This window comes from Snodgrassella alvi, assembly GCF_002777425.1.
Classification (GTDB): domain Bacteria; phylum Pseudomonadota; class Gammaproteobacteria; order Burkholderiales; family Neisseriaceae; genus Snodgrassella; species Snodgrassella alvi_B.
Window position 1 is genome coordinate 1 of the sequence record NZ_MDVC01000066.1, and the last position, 16,059, is coordinate 16,059.

17 protein-coding genes are annotated in these 16,059 nt (G+C 43.2%); 7 read left to right on the forward strand and 10 right to left on the reverse strand.

The window, feature by feature from the left end:
* Nucleotides 1–595 (forward strand): integrase core domain-containing protein (locus BGI33_RS06705; protein WP_144235381.1); only part of this gene is annotated, 595 nt, incomplete at its 5' end.
* Between the two features lie 253 nt (nt 596–848).
* Here BGI33_RS06705 and BGI33_RS14205 read toward each other — a convergent pair.
* Nucleotides 849–1,097: an integrase core domain-containing protein gene (locus BGI33_RS14205; RefSeq protein WP_144235382.1), complete on the reverse strand. Its 249-nt coding sequence runs from the start codon at nt 1,095–1,097 to the stop codon at nt 849–851.
* Between the two features lie 518 nt (nt 1,098–1,615).
* Nucleotides 1,616–1,864, reverse strand: coding sequence for a hypothetical protein (locus tag BGI33_RS06710; protein ID WP_100090502.1), 249 nt, complete (start codon nt 1,862–1,864; stop codon nt 1,616–1,618).
* Nucleotides 1,865–2,037: 173 nt separating this feature from the next.
* On the opposite strand from BGI33_RS06710, the gene BGI33_RS06715 reads away from it, so the two are divergent.
* The gene (locus BGI33_RS06715) at nt 2,038–2,934 is read left to right on the forward strand and encodes a glycosyl transferase (protein ID WP_100090503.1); all 897 of its coding nucleotides are present in this window, start codon (nt 2,038–2,040) and stop codon (nt 2,932–2,934) included.
* Nucleotides 2,935–3,142: 208 nt separating this feature from the next.
* On the opposite strand, the gene BGI33_RS06720 is transcribed toward BGI33_RS06715, so the two are convergent.
* Nucleotides 3,143–5,323 (reverse strand): primosomal protein N', encoded by a 2,181-nt coding sequence (locus tag BGI33_RS06720; protein ID WP_100090515.1) that lies wholly within the window; start codon nt 5,321–5,323, stop codon nt 3,143–3,145.
* Between the two features lie 247 nt (nt 5,324–5,570).
* On the opposite strand from BGI33_RS06720, the gene pyrB reads away from it, so the two are divergent.
* On the forward strand, nt 5,571–6,512 hold the full coding sequence (gene pyrB / locus BGI33_RS06725; RefSeq protein WP_100090504.1) for an aspartate carbamoyltransferase: 942 nt from the start codon (nt 5,571–5,573) through the stop codon (nt 6,510–6,512).
* A gap of 7 nt (nt 6,513–6,519) precedes the next feature.
* Nucleotides 6,520–6,978, forward strand: coding sequence for an aspartate carbamoyltransferase regulatory subunit (gene pyrI / locus BGI33_RS06730; protein WP_100090516.1), 459 nt, complete (start codon nt 6,520–6,522; stop codon nt 6,976–6,978).
* A gap of 8 nt (nt 6,979–6,986) precedes the next feature.
* Here the strand turns inward: pyrI and fghA are convergent, their stop codons facing one another.
* The 5 genes from fghA to BGI33_RS06755 form a co-directional block, all read right to left on the reverse strand.
* The gene (fghA, locus tag BGI33_RS06735) at nt 6,987–7,820 is read right to left on the reverse strand and encodes an S-formylglutathione hydrolase (RefSeq protein WP_180297067.1); all 834 of its coding nucleotides are present in this window, start codon (nt 7,818–7,820) and stop codon (nt 6,987–6,989) included.
* A gap of 66 nt (nt 7,821–7,886) precedes the next feature.
* Nucleotides 7,887–8,996: an S-(hydroxymethyl)glutathione dehydrogenase/class III alcohol dehydrogenase gene (locus tag BGI33_RS06740; protein ID WP_100090506.1), complete on the reverse strand. Its 1,110-nt coding sequence runs from the start codon at nt 8,994–8,996 to the stop codon at nt 7,887–7,889.
* 728 nt (nt 8,997–9,724) lie between these two features.
* On the reverse strand, nt 9,725–10,558 hold the full coding sequence (locus tag BGI33_RS06745; protein WP_100090507.1) for a PHP domain-containing protein: 834 nt from the start codon (nt 10,556–10,558) through the stop codon (nt 9,725–9,727).
* Nucleotides 10,555–10,728: an oxidoreductase-like domain-containing protein gene (locus BGI33_RS06750; RefSeq protein ID WP_100090508.1), complete on the reverse strand. Its 174-nt coding sequence runs from the start codon at nt 10,726–10,728 to the stop codon at nt 10,555–10,557. Before BGI33_RS06750 ends, BGI33_RS06745 begins: the two co-directional genes overlap by 4 nt.
* The gene (locus BGI33_RS06755; RefSeq protein WP_100090509.1) at nt 10,725–10,949 is read right to left on the reverse strand and encodes an RNA-binding S4 domain-containing protein; all 225 of its coding nucleotides are present in this window, start codon (nt 10,947–10,949) and stop codon (nt 10,725–10,727) included. Before BGI33_RS06755 ends, BGI33_RS06750 begins: the two co-directional genes overlap by 4 nt.
* 129 nt (nt 10,950–11,078) lie before the next feature.
* On the opposite strand from BGI33_RS06755, the gene argE reads away from it, so the two are divergent.
* The 3 genes from argE (at nt 11,079) to BGI33_RS13105 (ending at nt 14,282) form a co-directional block, all read left to right on the forward strand.
* The gene (argE, locus tag BGI33_RS06760; RefSeq protein ID WP_100090510.1) at nt 11,079–12,236 is read left to right on the forward strand and encodes an acetylornithine deacetylase; all 1,158 of its coding nucleotides are present in this window, start codon (nt 11,079–11,081) and stop codon (nt 12,234–12,236) included.
* 179 nt (nt 12,237–12,415) lie between these two features.
* A complete protein-coding gene (locus BGI33_RS06765) occupies nt 12,416–12,814 on the forward strand; it encodes a cytochrome b562 (RefSeq protein ID WP_100090511.1) in 399 nt (132 codons plus the stop codon).
* A 1,315-nt stretch (nt 12,815–14,129) separates the two neighbouring features.
* Nucleotides 14,130–14,282: a hypothetical protein gene (locus BGI33_RS13105; protein WP_180297066.1), complete on the forward strand. Its 153-nt coding sequence runs from the start codon at nt 14,130–14,132 to the stop codon at nt 14,280–14,282.
* Nucleotides 14,283–15,210: 928 nt separating this feature from the next.
* On the opposite strand, the gene BGI33_RS06780 is transcribed toward BGI33_RS13105, so the two are convergent.
* Both BGI33_RS06780 and BGI33_RS06785 read right to left on the reverse strand, forming a co-directional pair.
* Nucleotides 15,211–15,528 carry a T6SS amidase immunity protein Tai4 family protein gene (locus tag BGI33_RS06780; RefSeq protein WP_218965153.1) on the reverse strand — a complete coding sequence of 106 codons (318 nt, stop codon included), beginning with the start codon at nt 15,526–15,528 and terminating at the stop codon, nt 15,211–15,213.
* A gap of 29 nt (nt 15,529–15,557) precedes the next feature.
* Complete coding sequence (locus BGI33_RS06785) at nt 15,558–16,019, reverse strand: type VI secretion system amidase effector protein Tae4 (RefSeq protein WP_100090514.1); 462 nt, start codon at nt 16,017–16,019, stop codon at nt 15,558–15,560.
* Nucleotides 16,020–16,059: the final 40 nt, after the last annotated feature.

Below are 16,059 nucleotides of genomic sequence, written 5' to 3' on the forward strand. Positions count from 1 at the left end.
ATACTTATGCGCACAAGATACATATTATGTTGGTCATATTAAAGGGATTGGGAAAATATACCAACAAACGTTTATTGATACCTATTCAAGACTGGCGTTTGCTAAAGTATATACGGAGAAAAACAGTTTAGTTGCTGCGGATATGCTCAATGATAAAGTGATACCATTTTTTGATAATGAGCAGGTAGCGCTTTTACGAATTCTGACGGATAGAGGAAGTGAGTATAACGGTCATAAAGAGCGTCATGCATACGAACTATATCTGAATTTGGAGGATATAGAGCATACGAAAACAAAAGCCTACAGTCCGCAAACGAATGGTATATGTGAGCGGTTCCATAAGACGATGAAGACCGAGTGTTATGATATTATGTTTAGACGTAAAATATATACAGAACTGAAAGAGATACAACAAGATATTGAGCTTTGGCTAGAGTTTTACAATCGGGAAAGAGCACATTCAGGGAAATACTGTTATGGTAAGACACCTTGGCAAACTTGGGTAGAGACAAAAGGACTGGCTAAAGAAAAGCAGCTAGAGAATTTATTTTACTCATCAGACAGTCATTGTGTTAGAACGAATGCCGATGAGTAGGTAGTGTCTGTCAGATTAAGTTTAAGCTAGTACAGATTATTTTGCTAAATATGGCTGCTGTGAACATTAAGGCTGTAATGAGAAACCTTATTGTAAATACCTCATAGTTAGTACAGAACTGACATAGAAATTATGCTGCTTGTTTTGGTGTTTTATATTCAATTGGTGTCCTGTTATTCAATGCTGTATGGGATCTTTCGGTGTTATAAATCATTAGTTATTCTTCGGTTACTTTCTTGCTTATTCCAGATTATTAAAAAGATATAAATCCAGTACCATTTGTGCGATAGGTATGATTAAATCGTTCAATATAGCCATTTTGATATGTGCTGCCGAATTTGATGTAATCTATAGTTATACAATATGATTTTTCCCAATTAATGAACGTTTTTCCGGTAACTTCTGGTCTATTATTGAGTCGTATTTTTAGTGGATAACTATGATCTTCGGCTAGTCTATCCAGGTAACGGGTAATCCTACCAGCCGGTAAACTGACCGCAATATCAACACCTCACGATTAAAAGCATTGATGACATTGAAGGTTCTAAACCTACGTTGATTTCGACTGCTGTCACTCATAAAATCCATTGACCAGCATTCACCTAGCTTATTGGGTACTGATAGCAATAGGATGACTTTCTTGTAACTCCAGAGCCCAAGCTTTACATGCCTTGTTCGGATCAGAAGCTTTTTATGATTTTCTCCTGAAACTGAGATTTTAAACTCGGCTCAGCAAACATCTGTTTGGACTTACGATTTTCAGTCGCTAGTTCTTTTAAGCGTTTGATATCTGAGGTTTCCATACCTCCGTATTTTCCCGCTATTTATAAAAATGAATTGGCAATGCCATATTTACGGCAAAGTTTTTAGGGATACTGGCTTCAGCTTCTTTTAAAATGGATACGATTTGATATTCAGTCATCTTTTTCATGTATAAATCCTCTTGGGTTAATGGAAGGAATTTTCTACTTTGGGGCTGTACAATTTTCGAGGGTAGTTACAAAAGGGGAATTTAGCTGTTCAATCACTTGCTTTTTGACTGAATCGGTTACTCTTGATATCAGTGTATGAGATATGTCTACATAATACATCTATTTGAAAATTTTTATTAATTTCCCCTTTGTTCCTTCTGGTTTTTTCATAACCAAGATTCTCTGCTATTTCAACATTTAAGGCGGTTTCTATAATTAAGTTATTCATAGAACCAGTTAATTTGCCTAAGTCATTTTGGTTTTTATCCCTTTGGCTAGCTCTGCTGGTATCTGGCATAGTATTTTTCGTCTGATATTTACATTTTCTTTATTTAATAGAGTAGTCCAATAGTGGGTAAATACACAAAATTTTTATATGATTAAATTTGTTAATATTATAATTTTTTTATTACTATTTATGCATTAATATTGCAATAATATATATTATGTAAGCAAATTGGGAGTTTATGCATGAGCAACGATGTTATTAAGGTTTTTGTGGGTTGTGACCCGAACAACTGTGATCTGGAGCAGATGATGGTGGTGGATTACAGTATCCATAAACATACATCGCGGCCGGTAGAAATCGTCTGGATGCAGTTAAGTCATGATCCAAACAGTCCTTGGTATTCTGATCCGCAATCTGGCGCTGGCTGGCATACTGAGAAGTGGGCAACGCCGTTTTCCGGTTTCCGCTGGGGTATTCCTGCTGCCTGTAATTATCAGGGACGTGCCATTTATATGGATGCGGACATGATTGTACTGGCTGATTTGGCTGAGTTGTGGGAACATCCTATTGAAGGTGAAGCGATTGTTGCTGCCAAGGAAGTGCATGATCATGCCAAGGGCAAACGTTTTACCCGTTTATGTACCTGTGTCTGGGACTGTGCCAAAGCTAAAGCTAAGCTGCCTGAACAGGCTACTTTGCGTGCTGATCCTGATTCGCATAAGAAAATGATGGCTAAATTTAAGCAACATCCAGAATGGGTGCAGGCTTATACTGCAGCCTGGAACTGTGTTGATGGTGAAGGTCTGCCAATTGAGCAGATGAAAATTTTGCACTATTCAGATATGGGCACGCAGTTCAGTCATAAGTACTCAATTCCGCGTTTAACTGCCACTGGGCAGAAACACTGGTTTGATAGTGATATTCTGCCACATCCGCGCAAGGATTTGATTGAGCTGTTTGACCAGTATTATCAGGAAGCTCTGGATGCTGGCTATAAGCTAGAAAATTATGTTGTTGAACCTTTCGGTGCTTTCCCTAAGAAGTCGCAGGTCGGCTATGAGGGTAATGAAGTTACGCGCCAAAAAAAACCAAAATCTTTGCTTTCGCGTATCTGGCATAACCTGAGTGGCCACAACTAAATTTGAATTAAATCTGACTGGTCGTCTGCTGATATGACTGACGACCAGATTTTTTTGAAATGACAGCATTATTAAATAGAGTGGATGAGTGCTGTCTGAAATAAAATCATTATTGCTCAAATGACGTTGGCTTGGTAAACCGATATTGCAATGGGATAGATATATAAGTAATGCATCGAAGATGTTTATTATGTACAAGGGAATAAGATTACATTTCCAGTGGATCAACATCAATCAGCCAGCGTGTCTGTGGATAGATTTTTTCCAGATGCTGTAACCAGCTTTGCCATATGGAGATGCTGTGGTGCAGATCACGCCGGTTTTTACTTTCTAGAAATACTTGTGCCCGTTCATAACCGGCCAATCGTGCCATGAGCATCGGTACTGGTCCGAAAACACTAACACAGGCTGGTAATGACTGTTGCTGCTCAATGCCCTGTAATGCCTGACGCAGTAGTTCCTGTGCTTCGCGCATGGTTTTGGCATCGGCACGAATTGCTGCCATATGGCTAAATGGTGGCATGCCCAGCTCCTGTCTTTCCGCCAGTTCGGCTGTGGCAAAGGTGACATAATTTTGTGCGGCCAGAGCCTGATAAACTTTGTGTTCAGGTTGTCGTGTTTGTACCCACACATCACCTCTGCAATCCGCACGGCCGGCACGGCCACTCACCTGCATTAGTTCGGCAAATAAACGTTCTGGAGCACGAAAGTCGGCACTGTAGAGGCTGTTATCAGCATTTAAAACCACTACTAGATTCAGATGGGGGAAATCATGGCCTTTGGCCAGCATCTGGGTGCCAACTAGTACATCAACCTGCCGTTGCATGATTCTGCTATAGATTTCTGCCCAGTCCTGCCGGTGTGCGGTACTGTCGCGATCTACGCGCAAAATGCGCGCATTGGGTAGTAAATATTGCAGGTTTTCTTCAATTCGTTGTGTTCCTTGACCCACGGCAGTCAAATCCTGATTACCGCATTCTGGACAACAGTGCGGGATACGCTGGTGATAATCACAATGATGGCAGCGTAATTGGCCGGCATGCTGATGTAAAACCATTTTGGCCGAGCAGTTTGGACAACCGAATGTATGTCCGCAGGCTGCGCAAAATAGAGCTGGAGCAAAGCCGCGTCGATTCAGGTATACCATACTTAAGCCACCGTTAGTGAAATTGGCCTGTAGCTTTTGCTTGATGATGTCGCTAAGGCCGTTATCCAGTGCCAGTCGGCGAATATCCAGTAAATGAATCTGTGGCAATTGGGCGCTGGCATGGGCGCGTTCACTCAATTGGAGTAATTGGTAGTCTCCCTGCTGGGTTTTGTACCAGCTCTCCAGTGATGGGGTGGCACTGCCCAGTACAATCGGACAATTTGTCTGCCTAGCGCGCCATACAGCCAGATCACGTGCCTGATAGCGTAGCTCACTTTCCTGTTTGAATGAGTAATCATGCTCTTCGTCGACGACAATTAATCCCAGATTGTGCATGGGCGTAAACACGGCCAGTCGTGTGCCAATTACTAATGCAGCCTGCCCCAGTGCAGCCTGAAGATAATTGCTGGTACGCTGGCCGGGAGCAGTCTGGCTATGTAATACGACAGTGACGGTATGCGGAAAGCGCTGGTGCACGCGTTGCATTAATTGCGGTGTGAGGTTGATTTCCGGTAGCAGAAACAGAACCTGTTTGCCCTGTTGTAATACTTTGGCCATGATGTCGAAATAGACTTCGGTTTTGCCACTGCCGGTAATGCCATATAGCAAAAATGGGGCAAACTGGCCGGCTTTGGCCTGTATTGATGTACTGGCGTGCTGTTGTTGCTGATTAAGCTGATGCTGACTGGTCGGAATGCTACCGCAGGCTGGAACAGGCGTAGTCTGTACCCAGCCCTGTTGTTGCCACTGGTTGAGGTAATGCGCGGCCTGAGTATGCCTGGTTTTGAGCTGTTGCAGTGTGGCTGGTGCTGATTGCAGACATTGCCATAAAGCATGCTGTTTGTGAAAACGTGCCGGTGGTGGTGGCTGGAGGCGGCCACTGGTGCTGAGTGTATACATCATCTCCTGACGCGGTAATGGTACCGCTTCCGGCTGGCGCAGACCTTTGGGCAGGGCTGCCATGACTGCTTGTCCAAGCGGATAGTGATAATAGCGGGCAGTAAAACTGAGTAAGGCACGCCAGTCTGCGGGTAATTGCCAGCCGTCAGAGAATATGGTTTCAATTGGCAGTATTTTGCTGATATCAATTTCTGGCTGCACATTGCTTTCCCATACAATTGCTGCCACCAGACGTTTGCGAAAACGCACGGCCACACGTGTACCTGCCGGCAGAGCTATAGGGCACGCGTAGGTAAGCAGGGAGTATAGGGGTACGTTTAGCGCCAGTTGATGATAAATCAATGTAATCAGAAATAAAAATACTATGAAATGTTTATTGTAACTCAAAGTGGTCAAGCTTTTATCATTGCATTATTTATGCGATAATTTATACTGAGTTATTACGGGATTACTATGTGATGGGGATACTTGTAGCAGGTTTTGCATATTGTCTGGAGCAAGTGTTACATGAAGGTAGTTAATTACTGTATGCATACCCGTTTATGAACGGGTTTTTTTGTGCCTATTGATAAATGTTGAAGGTTAAATTATGGCTAATCCGCTGTTTCACCAACATTTCATTTCTATTAATGATTTATCTACTGCGCAGCTGGAATTTTTGCTGGCACTTGCTTTGCATTTAAAACAGCAGCCACAGGCTGATTTATTGAATGGGCGTTTGATTGGTTCGTGTTTTTTTGAACCATCTACCCGTACCCGCTTATCATTTGAAACGGCTATCCAGCGGTTGGGAGGCGAGGTTATCGGTTTTGCCGATGGTGCCAATACCAGTGCCAAAAAAGGGGAAACACTGGCTGATACGGCACGGATTATCAGTAATTATGCAGATGCAATTGTGATGCGACACCCGAAGGATGGGGCGGCGCGTGTGGTAAGTGAGTTTGCTCATGTACCAGTGATTAATGCTGGTGATGGAACTAATCAGCATCCGTCGCAAACGCTGCTTGATTTGGTGACGATATATGAAACTCAGGGATGTTTGCAGAATTTAAAAATTGCTTTGGTAGGTGATTTGAAATATGGCCGTACGGTACATTCACTGGCTCAGGCACTTAGCCGCTGGGGCTGTGAATTTATGTTTGTTTCTCCACCAACGCTGGCGATGCCCGCTTATATCTGTGAACAGCTGGATGATAACGGTGTAACCTATCGAACTTCCGACAGTCTGGAAGAGGCACTGGCATGGGCGGATATTCTGTATATGACGCGTATCCAGCGTGAACGTTTTGATGAACAGGAATTTGCCAGAATCAGTGGCCACTTTAGTCTGTGTGCTGCCATGCTGAAACACGCTAAACCGAATATGCGTATTCTGCATCCTTTGCCGCGAGTGGATGAGATTCATGCAGATGTCGATAATAGTCCTCATGCCTATTACTTTCAGCAGGCCAATAATGGTATGTATGCGCGTCAGGCTATTCTGGCAGCGATTCTGAATGAACATATTGATGCAGTCAGTGCAAAAGGATAAACAAATGATGAATCAGACCAAGCTGAGTGTTGAGGCCATAAAAGACGGTACAGTGATTGACCACATTCCGGTAGGGCAGGGACTGACCATTTTGCGCCAGTTCAGGCTACTGCATTCTGGTAATGCGGTTACTGTGGGTTTTAATCTGAGCAGCCAGTCCAGCGGCAGCAAGGATATTATTAAAATATCCGGTCAGTTTCTGGATGATGCGGCCGCCAACCGCTTAGCCCTGTTTGCTCCACAGGCTACGGTTAATGATATTGAGAATTTTCGTGTAGTACGCAAACGCACACTCACTTTGCCAGAAAACATTACCGAAGTGTTTCGTTGTCCAAACAGCAATTGTGCCAGCCATGGTGAACCGGTACAAAGCCGTTTTTCGGTGCGGGTTAGCCATGGCGAAACACGTTTGCGCTGTCATTACTGTGAAAAGACGTTTGCGCGCGAATCGGTGATTGACGCCTAGCTATTCCTTTATAACCCAAATGCCTCGGCATGAAAGTTGATATGGCTTTCGATAAAGGTGCTAACAAAATAGTAACTGTGATCGTAGTTTTCGCGCAGGTGATAACGGATATTGACTCCTTTGCTTCTGGCAGCCTGAACGAAATCCTGTGGATGTAATTGTGCCGGATAGTATTCATCCACACTGCCCTGATCGATAAGAATGGGTAATGATGGCGAATTTTGGGTAAGCAGCTCCGTACTGTCGTATGCAGCCCAGTCTGCCTGATTACTTCCTAGATAAGTGGTGAATGCTTCCTGCCCCCATGCTCCGGCACTCGGATGAGCAATGGGAGCAAATGCTGATACCGCGAGATAACGTTGCGGGTTTTTCAGGGCAATTATCAACGCACCATGGCCACCCATGCTGTGCCCGCACAGACTGCGCTGCTCATTGACCGGAAAATGCTTTTCGATGAGTTCGGGTAATTCTGTTACCACATAATCGTACATCTGATAATGCTGTGCCCATGGCTGTTGAGTGGCATTAACATAAAATCCGGCACCTTGTCCCAAGCTGTAGATATCTGTATTGGCTACATCAGCGCCACGTGGGCTGGTGTCTGGCATAATCAGTACTATGCCCCATTCAGCCGCAAAACGCTGTGCGCCACTCTTAACGGAAAAATTTTCATCGGTACAGGTAAGCCCGCTGAGACAGTACACTACAGGTAGCCGATAACCCTGTAGAGCACGTGATGGCAGGTACACGGAAAAAGTCATGTCACACTGGTTGTAGCGACTGTAATGCCGATAACGCCGTTGTTCGCCGTTAAACAGTTTGTGGGTAGCCAGTAGAGTGATTTCAGCCATATCAGTTTATCCGTGTTGATCTAATGTAAATAGATTATTTATGTGCACACTTGTGTGTTAGTAGTAAATGACGGAGCGTATGGATTCACCAGTATGCATCAGCTCAAATGCTTGGTTGATATCTGATAGTGGAAAGGTATGGGTGATAAATGGTGATAGCTCAATTTTGCCTTGCATTGCCTCTTCTACCAGCCCCGGCAGTTGTGTACGGCCTTTAACCCCACCAAATGCAGATCCTTTCCATACCCGTCCGGTAACCAGTTGAAAAGGTCGTGTAGCTATTTCCTGACCAGAACCAGCTACGCCAATAATAATGCTTTGTCCCCAGCCACGGTGTGCACATTCCAATGCCGCACGCATAACGTCCACATTGCCGATACATTCAAAGCTGTGGTCTACGCCCCATTCAGTCAGGCGGATAATGACCTGCTGTATCGGTTCCTGATAATCATGCGGATTGATGCATTCAGTAGCACCAAAATGTTTGGCCAGCGCAAATTTGGCCGGATTGGTATCAATCGCAATAATCCGTCCGGCACCAGCCTGTCGTGCACCCTGTACCACGGCCAGTCCGATACCGCCCAGTCCGAATACGGCAACCGTATCGCCAGCTTGCACTTTGGCTGTATTGTGTACCGCACCGATGCCGGTAGTTACCCCACAGCCGAGCAGACATACCTGCTCGTGTCTGGCTTCGGGATTGATTTTGGCCAGTGATACTTCTGCTACTACGGTATATTCGCTGAAAGTAGAACAGCCCATATAGTGATAAATTGGCTGTCCCTGATAGGAAAAGCGCGTAGTGCCGTCCGGCATCAGCCCTTTGCCCTGTGTGGCTCGCACTGCGGTACACAGGTTGGTTTTGCCTGAACGGCAGAACAAGCATTCGCCGCACTCGGCAGTGTACAGGGGAATCACATGATCACCCGGTTTGACCGAAGTTACGCCCTCACCAATTTCCACGACAATACCAGCACCTTCATGGCCAAGAATGGCAGGAAATACGCCTTCTGGGTCAGCCCCAGACAGGGTAAATGCATCAGTATGGCATACACCGGTGTGGGTGATTTTCACCAGTACTTCACCTGCCTTGGGCGGTGCGACATCTACTTCGATAATTTTCAATGCTTCACCTGGAGCGAAAGCAACTGCGGCACGAGACTTCATGATTTATCCTGTTAGCAAATAATTGGCTTGAGTGAAATGATAGCAGGTAGACAGTTATCATACATCCTGTAATAGTCTCACAGATATAATTTATCTTCGGCTATAGATTTTAATCAGATAGCGTTCTGAAACGGGGCTAATATGCTTTTTTTGACAAGATTGTAAGGCTCTTTCTATTTCTGTTCAGCAATCCGCTGATTATTCTACGTCGCAGTAAGACGTTGTAGTTGGCACCTATGCTCAGGTTGCTGCTCATTATTGGTTACTGCGGGCAAGTGTTGCAGGATTAAATTGCCGGAATGATTATTTTATTAATATATAGCTATTATTGATATCAATAACAGCCATTCATTCTAGTGGTTGTGTAAAAGGATGTCTTAAATTATGAGTTAGGCAATTTTGTTATTTTGAACGAATATTCAGATTGGGAAAGCGCATAACGTCAATTGCAGGATTCAGGAAAAAGGTTGATTATTGGCTGGGGAAGTTCGCTGTGACTATAATTTAGTAACAGCTAACCAGAACTGATGCTCTGTAATTTTTATCTTAAATTCATGAAAATGCTTGAATTCAAAAATAAGCCGGCGTTAAAGCAATATCTGAACTTGCATAACTTGTATTGTTATCAGTGATGTGTAATAAATATGGTCATCCTTTTGCTTAAAATAAAGCAAAATTAATGATTATTTTTTTATCGTCAGTCTGGTTGTTCAGATTTACGGTGATCATTAAGTAAAGTGAGACCATACTGGCTGGCATATTGGTGGCAATGGTGGGCAGGAGCCAATCAGACCACCGCCAAAATCACCATCGCGGTGAAAATCACTGCCGCAACTGGCTAAAAATCCGAATTGTTGTGCCAGCAAGGCATAGTTCAGACGGTCGTTCAGACTGGAACGCCCACTGTGTACTTCTATAGCCGCACCACCACAGGCCTTAAAATCACTAAACAGATTGCGGCGAGCAGTGGCGGAGAGTTCATAGCGCATTGGGTGCGCAATAACCGCAATACCACCAGCGTGCCGGATAGCAGCGACAACGTCAGCCAATTCAGCCCACTGATGTCTGACGCTACAGGATTTACCATCACCCAGATATTTGCGAAAAGCATCCGCTTTTTTACTCACATGGCCGGTGTTGACCAGAAAATCAGCAATATGCGTCCGGGTTACCATATCTATATTGGTAGCCAATGCCAGTGTACCTTCATAGGCATCACTTATGCCTTTTTTGGCTAGCTTGTCGGCAATGGCCTGTAAGCGCAGCAGGCGGCCACTGCGTAGGCGCTGGAGCAGGGTTTGTAATACCTCGTCTTCCAGAGCGATATTCAGGCCGACTATATGGATGGTGCGTCCGCGCCAGCTTACCGAGATTTCCACGCCATTAATCAAAGTTATTCCTGATTGCGCTGCCTGCAGGCGTGCCGCAGCCACACCACCAGTGTGATCGTGGTCTGTCAGTGCCAGCAGGGTACAGCCATTGGCATGCGCCCGTAGTACAACTTCTGCTGGTGTCAGAGCACCATCGGAAACAGTAGAATGGCAGTGTAAATCAATACTCATGGGTTATTTCCATCTGTATGAGATGATGTGGTCAGTTGCGCCTGTTGTGCTTGATAGGCAGCTTTTTCGCGGTAATAAATTTGCCAGACGCAGGCATCGCCACAATCGCTGTTACAGCACGCCCAGTCTTCCGGTGGCACTGGTGCAGTTAATAATTCTGGTGTATTCATACCTGACTGTTAATGACGCAGATTTCATTGTCTGCCAGTTGGATACAGTCACCAGCAATAATTTTTGCTGTTTTGCGGGTTTCTGGCTGGTGATTGCGCAGCACCCTGCCTTCGGCAATCAGTTGCTTGGCCCGGCCTCCGCTTTCTGCCAGTCCGGCCAGCTTAAGTAAATCACATAACGCAATATGAGGATGTCCGGCTAAATCGAATTGTTGTTTCATTTGTTGTGCCTTTAAATAAATAGCTATTGTAGCGATTATCTGCGTTAAACAGGATACTGTATGCAGCAGTAACTACGCTAGGGGCATAAAATATGTTATGGTTAAAGCAGAATTTACTGGAGAATTGTTGTGGATACCCTTAACTGGTTACGTCAGCTCATTGCTTTTGATACTACTAGCCGCCAGAGTAATCTGGCCTTGATTAACCATGTGGCCGGTTATCTGGAAAGCCGGAAACTGTCGCCATGGCTGGCACATAACGCAAGCGGTGACAAAGCTAACCTGTTTGTAACCATTGCTGCAGCTGATGGCAGTACCTCTGGCGGACTGGTGTTTTCCGGTCATACCGATGTGGTGCCGGTGGATGGACAAAACTGGCTGTCTGACCCGTTTGTGGCCAATGTGCGTGATGGTTGTGTATATGGCCGCGGCAGTAGTGATATGAAAGGTTTTATTGCTAGCGTGCTGGCTGCGGTTCCGGCTATGCAGGCGGCCAAGCTGAAAATGCCGTTACATATCGCCTTGTCTTTTGATGAAGAAATCGGCTGTCTGGGTGCGCCAGTTATGCTGGCGGAGCTGAAGAAACGAGGTTTGCAGCCACAATCCTGTATTGTGGGTGAACCCACATCCATGCAGATGGTCGTGGCTCACAAAGGTATCCATACGTTCTGTTGTGAAGTACACGGTAAGAATGCTCATTCTTCGCTTACACCCAATGGCGTGAATGCCATTGAGTATGCTGCCCGCCTGATTGTATTTATCAATCAGCTGGCGCAACAGTTACAGCAACGTGCTGATTTGGATCATGCGTTTGATGTACCGTTTGCTACGGTATCTACCGGCCTGATTCGAGGTGGTACAGCCATCAATATTGTGCCTGATTACTGTGCCTTTGAGTTTGATTACCGTAATCTGCCGCATATGACAGTGGAAGAGCTGATTGAACCGGTTCAGCACTACATTACCACCCAGCTCTTACCTGCCATGCAGGCAGTTGCACCAGAAGCAGCAATTAAACTAATGCATAATGTACAGGTACCGGCCTTAAATGATGCGAATAATCAGCAGTTACATGCATTGATTGCTCAACTGGTAGATACTGAGCAGCGTGCTAAAGTAGCCTATGCTACTGAAGGTGGTCAGTTTCAGCATAGCGGTATCAGCACGGTAGTGTGTGGACCCGGCAGCATTGCGGTGGCACATAAAGCCAATGAATATATCGAACTGGAACAGCTGAATCGCTGTGATCATTTTTTGCGCAGACTGATCCAGGCACAAAGTCTGTAACACTTGTAACAAGGCGAAATTCTTAGTTTCTGCTACATAATGGCATACTGCTGTTAAAATATTTCATCAGAGTATGCTGGCTATAAACACGATTGAAAAGAGTTCAATCCGTACTACTAAATATATTTGCTGGTTTGATTATTGGCTGGTAAGGGTTAACTGAATAACAGGAAAATCAAATGACACTGAAACGCTTTCTGTCTACTGGGATATTGTCATTATCTCTGGTGCTATCCGCCGTGGCTGTACAGGCCAATGAAGTAAATATGTATATGAGTGCGATTACGATGAGCTATGCGCGCTTTAATGCAGCGCAAACGGTGGCTGATGCCAGCAAGGCTTTAGCCAGTATGCGTACTGCTGCCGTGGCGGTTCGTGCACAAAAACCATATGGGCTGACAAATGCTGCGGCGAATAATCCTAAACTTCGGATATACCAGTCAGAAATAGATAAATTAATTGCCGAAATCGATAAGGCCAGTAAGCTGGTTAAGGCTGGAAAAATGGCACAAGCCAAAAGTGAGGGTAAGAAAATACTGCAATTACGTGATGAGGGGCATGCTGCGATGAAACACTGAAATGACTGTAGACTATGTTGCTGATAGGTTATTATAAAAAATAATGCTAGCACAGAATGCAAAAAGCCTGGTTCCGCCCCTTAAAAGCTAAAGAACCAGGAAACATAGACAAACAAAACGGTAGTGGATAATGACCAGAATCCGTGATTCTGTGCTGACTTTATCCGAAATTATTTAGACAATTCCTTTTTTGAAACATTTCTTCAACCCTTTGCTACACTCTGAAAATTGTAGCGATTAATACAAAATAATATACTAAATTCAATAAATATAATATGTTATAAAAACTAACTGTTCCATCCCTGATTATAATACTCTAGCAGTTACACTGTCGGGCTTAACTGGTAAATAATCAGTTTTTTCAGGTAATTCAATTTATATCTGATAAATGGGTATCTATCAGGTTTAAAAGTGTTGTTTTCACGCAAATTAATATGACAAAACTTCGGTGAAACCTGCGTGCTGTTCACTAAAATCATCGATGGAGGAAACAGGCGTAACATGTACGCTTCCAAATGGCGGTTTCCCGTCAAAAAAATAGTCATAAACACTGCCCTTCCTGATTATTCTAACCAAACCGCTATGCGCTTCCAGACGCATGGGCGGCAGAAGAATGGCAAGGCTGGAAGACCGTTAATCAGAACCGGCAGGCATAAAGCCTCCCTGCCATTGTCTACCATGGGAAAGGTATGCCAATGACTTGGTAAACAGAATATGAAATACCATAATATAAAAATATTAATGGCCCATCTGCCTGATAAAACAGCCTTCCAGAGCTGGCCGTACTATTTAATACAGCTTGGTTATCATACTGGTGAATAATTGTATTTGTCAAGAATTCGTTAAATTAATATTCCAATTAATAATAAATGTAATATTAAAGACGTATATTTAAGTTATTGTAAGTTATAAGTAAGTCTTAGGTAAAAAGTTGTTCTATCTATGGATTAACTGATAGTTATGTAGAAATTGTACCATATTATGATATTAATGCAATTTAAATATGCTGTATGTTTAAAATTGAAATTTGTCTTTGAATTAGTTGACTGGCTTATTTATTAGCTTTTTAAGCAAACGGGATAAATGTATTCTATCTGCCATTTATCTCCTCATAGGTGGTTTGAATTAGTGGAATGGCTACACTAAGGCATACAAATTTTTAGGGGCAAGGTCAACTTTACTCTAAAACTAAAAGGAAAAGATGATACATCAATAAAAACGCGCACAACGCACTATTAGTGCTGATTTCAAAGGGCAAATGGTTAAACTATATCAATAGGGAAAATCGCGCAGTGAAGTGCTCAAGGAATATGATTTGATGCCATCCGCTTTAGACAGCTGGATAAACCAATCAAGTAAAAGTGATTCATTTAATACTAAAGATAACCGCACTCCAGAACAAAATGAACTGATTGCGTTACGAAAAGAGCTTAAACAGCTACGGATGGAAAACGTTATTCCAAAGTAGGCTGTACTGATCATGGGATGAAAATTAAAACCCTGAAAGTAAACCAACACTGTTATGCTGTAGCGGTACTATGTCGCTGCTTGGGGATAGCCAGACATTATGTCTATAATCAGTGCAAAGCAACCAAACAGAAATTGATTGCCAATTACGCCGACAAGATATTAGCTATTTTTAATCGCAGCTATTAATCATACGGAACCAGACGCATTCGTTTTGCCTTATAACAAGCGGGCATCAGTGTTTTCCTTCGTTACATTGCCTGGGTAATGAGGTCGCTAACATTGATATCAAAGTACACAATTAAACGTTATTGAGGATATCAAACGGGCAAGCAATGACGCAGCAACAGCTAATCATTTACAGCGTCAGTTGGATGCAGGTGCCTAACAGTAGATTATAGTGGCAGACTTAACCTATAAGCGTGTTTGCCAGCACTGGATTTATTTATGTGTGTTACTGAATTTATCTAATCGACAGATTGCCGACTATGGTGTTGGTTAATATAAAACAGCAGTTGTAGTGATGTGTGTATTAAGTCGGTTTAAGCTACCGCAATCATCATTAAGTCTATTTCATTCAGATAGAGAAAAGAAGTTTAACAATCAGTTGCTAGATGAGTGTTTTAATACATTTAATATTCAACGTTCGTTGAGTAAAAAAAGTGCCGGCATGACAATGCGGTTGCAGAAGCAACATTTAAAGATATTAAAACTGAGTTTGTTAAGGGGAAAAGTTGATGATAACCGAGGAATAACAGCAAGCCCTTTCGGCTTATGTTTATTGGTATATCACAAACGCTTACATTCCTCGTTAGGCTCTTTGTGTCCGGTAGAATTTAACAAACGACTATCCCTTGATTTTGTTATTCAAATATGTGTTATTATTTAAATTGTTATAGTGCATCCAGTACCGCACAAGAAAATGATGATTATTTTTTCTGAAGATAACGGTTTTTGATTGCTGCGATTTCATTACTCTGTGAGGCATCAATACATTTCATCACCGTCAGCTGTATACCTGTATTGTAACTTTTATAAGGACGTTTCAGATAATCATGGGTAACCTGTGCGGCTTCTTCGTAGGCTTCAGCGGGATAGCGACCGCGTTCAACATAAGCTCCGACTGCAGCATTAGCTTCTCGCTGCAGAATCTCACCAGAGTCAATTTGTGCGAGACAATAGCTAAGGGTGAAATTTTCCAGATCATTTTTCAGAAAGGAACGTTCCTGAGCAGATGCTGTAGACATACTGAGCATCAGTAAGCTACTTAATGATATTATTTTAAAATCCATAATTTAACCTCACTTGCTGATTCGTAATAACATTTATCAGAACAACCGAAACCATCCCATAGTGTGGCGTGACCCGTCGCATCAGACCAAGGAACATTGAAAACAACTAATCCTTTTTCCCCCTGTAAGGCACTCATATCGGCTTTTGATTTTACTGTAATATCCGGATTGCCAAGAGTGGATTTCAAAAATTCGATAAGATGAGAGACTTTGAATATATACCATTTTTTGTCTGCACCGGACGATGTGTCCCACCGTGGATTGGGTTTGATTGGAACTCCAGAATAATTAAGGGTATAACTCATTCGTATTGCACAGGCATTCTGAAAAATTCCCTGATCAATGTTGTATTGCACTTTACCGCCAATCCTGTTTCCTACCTCTTTAACGCTGACATTAATACGTGCAAAATTTGCCCACATAGTCTCAAATTTGGGTTTAGTCATGTTATACTCCTTAATGATTTAAATAATGTAAAAATATATT

What these genes read in the sequence shown, in the direction of transcription:
- BGI33_RS06745 (WP_100090507.1), bottom strand. Translation starts at nt 10,558, where the DNA reads ATGAGTATTGATTTACACTGCCATTCTACTGTTTCCGATGGTGCTCTG.
- BGI33_RS06750 (WP_100090508.1), bottom strand. Translation starts at nt 10,728, where the DNA reads ATGAATACACCAGAATTATTAACTGCACCAGTGCCACCGGAAGACTGG.
- BGI33_RS06785 (WP_100090514.1), bottom strand. Translation starts at nt 16,019, where the DNA reads ATGACTAAACCCAAATTTGAGACTATGTGGGCAAATTTTGCACGTATT.
- pyrB (WP_100090504.1), top strand. Translation starts at nt 5,571, where the DNA reads ATGGCTAATCCGCTGTTTCACCAACATTTCATTTCTATTAATGATTTA.
- BGI33_RS06740 (WP_100090506.1), bottom strand. Translation starts at nt 8,996, where the DNA reads ATGAAGTCTCGTGCCGCAGTTGCTTTCGCTCCAGGTGAAGCATTGAAA.
- BGI33_RS06765 (WP_100090511.1), top strand. Translation starts at nt 12,416, where the DNA reads ATGACACTGAAACGCTTTCTGTCTACTGGGATATTGTCATTATCTCTG.
- BGI33_RS06755 (WP_100090509.1), bottom strand. Translation starts at nt 10,949, where the DNA reads ATGAAACAACAATTCGATTTAGCCGGACATCCTCATATTGCGTTATGT.
- BGI33_RS06710 (WP_100090502.1), bottom strand. Translation starts at nt 1,864, where the DNA reads ATGCCAGATACCAGCAGAGCTAGCCAAAGGGATAAAAACCAAAATGAC.
- pyrI (WP_100090516.1), top strand. Translation starts at nt 6,520, where the DNA reads ATGAATCAGACCAAGCTGAGTGTTGAGGCCATAAAAGACGGTACAGTG.
- BGI33_RS06780 (WP_218965153.1), bottom strand. Translation starts at nt 15,528, where the DNA reads ATGTCTACAGCATCTGCTCAGGAACGTTCCTTTCTGAAAAATGATCTG.
- BGI33_RS06715 (WP_100090503.1), top strand. Translation starts at nt 2,038, where the DNA reads ATGAGCAACGATGTTATTAAGGTTTTTGTGGGTTGTGACCCGAACAAC.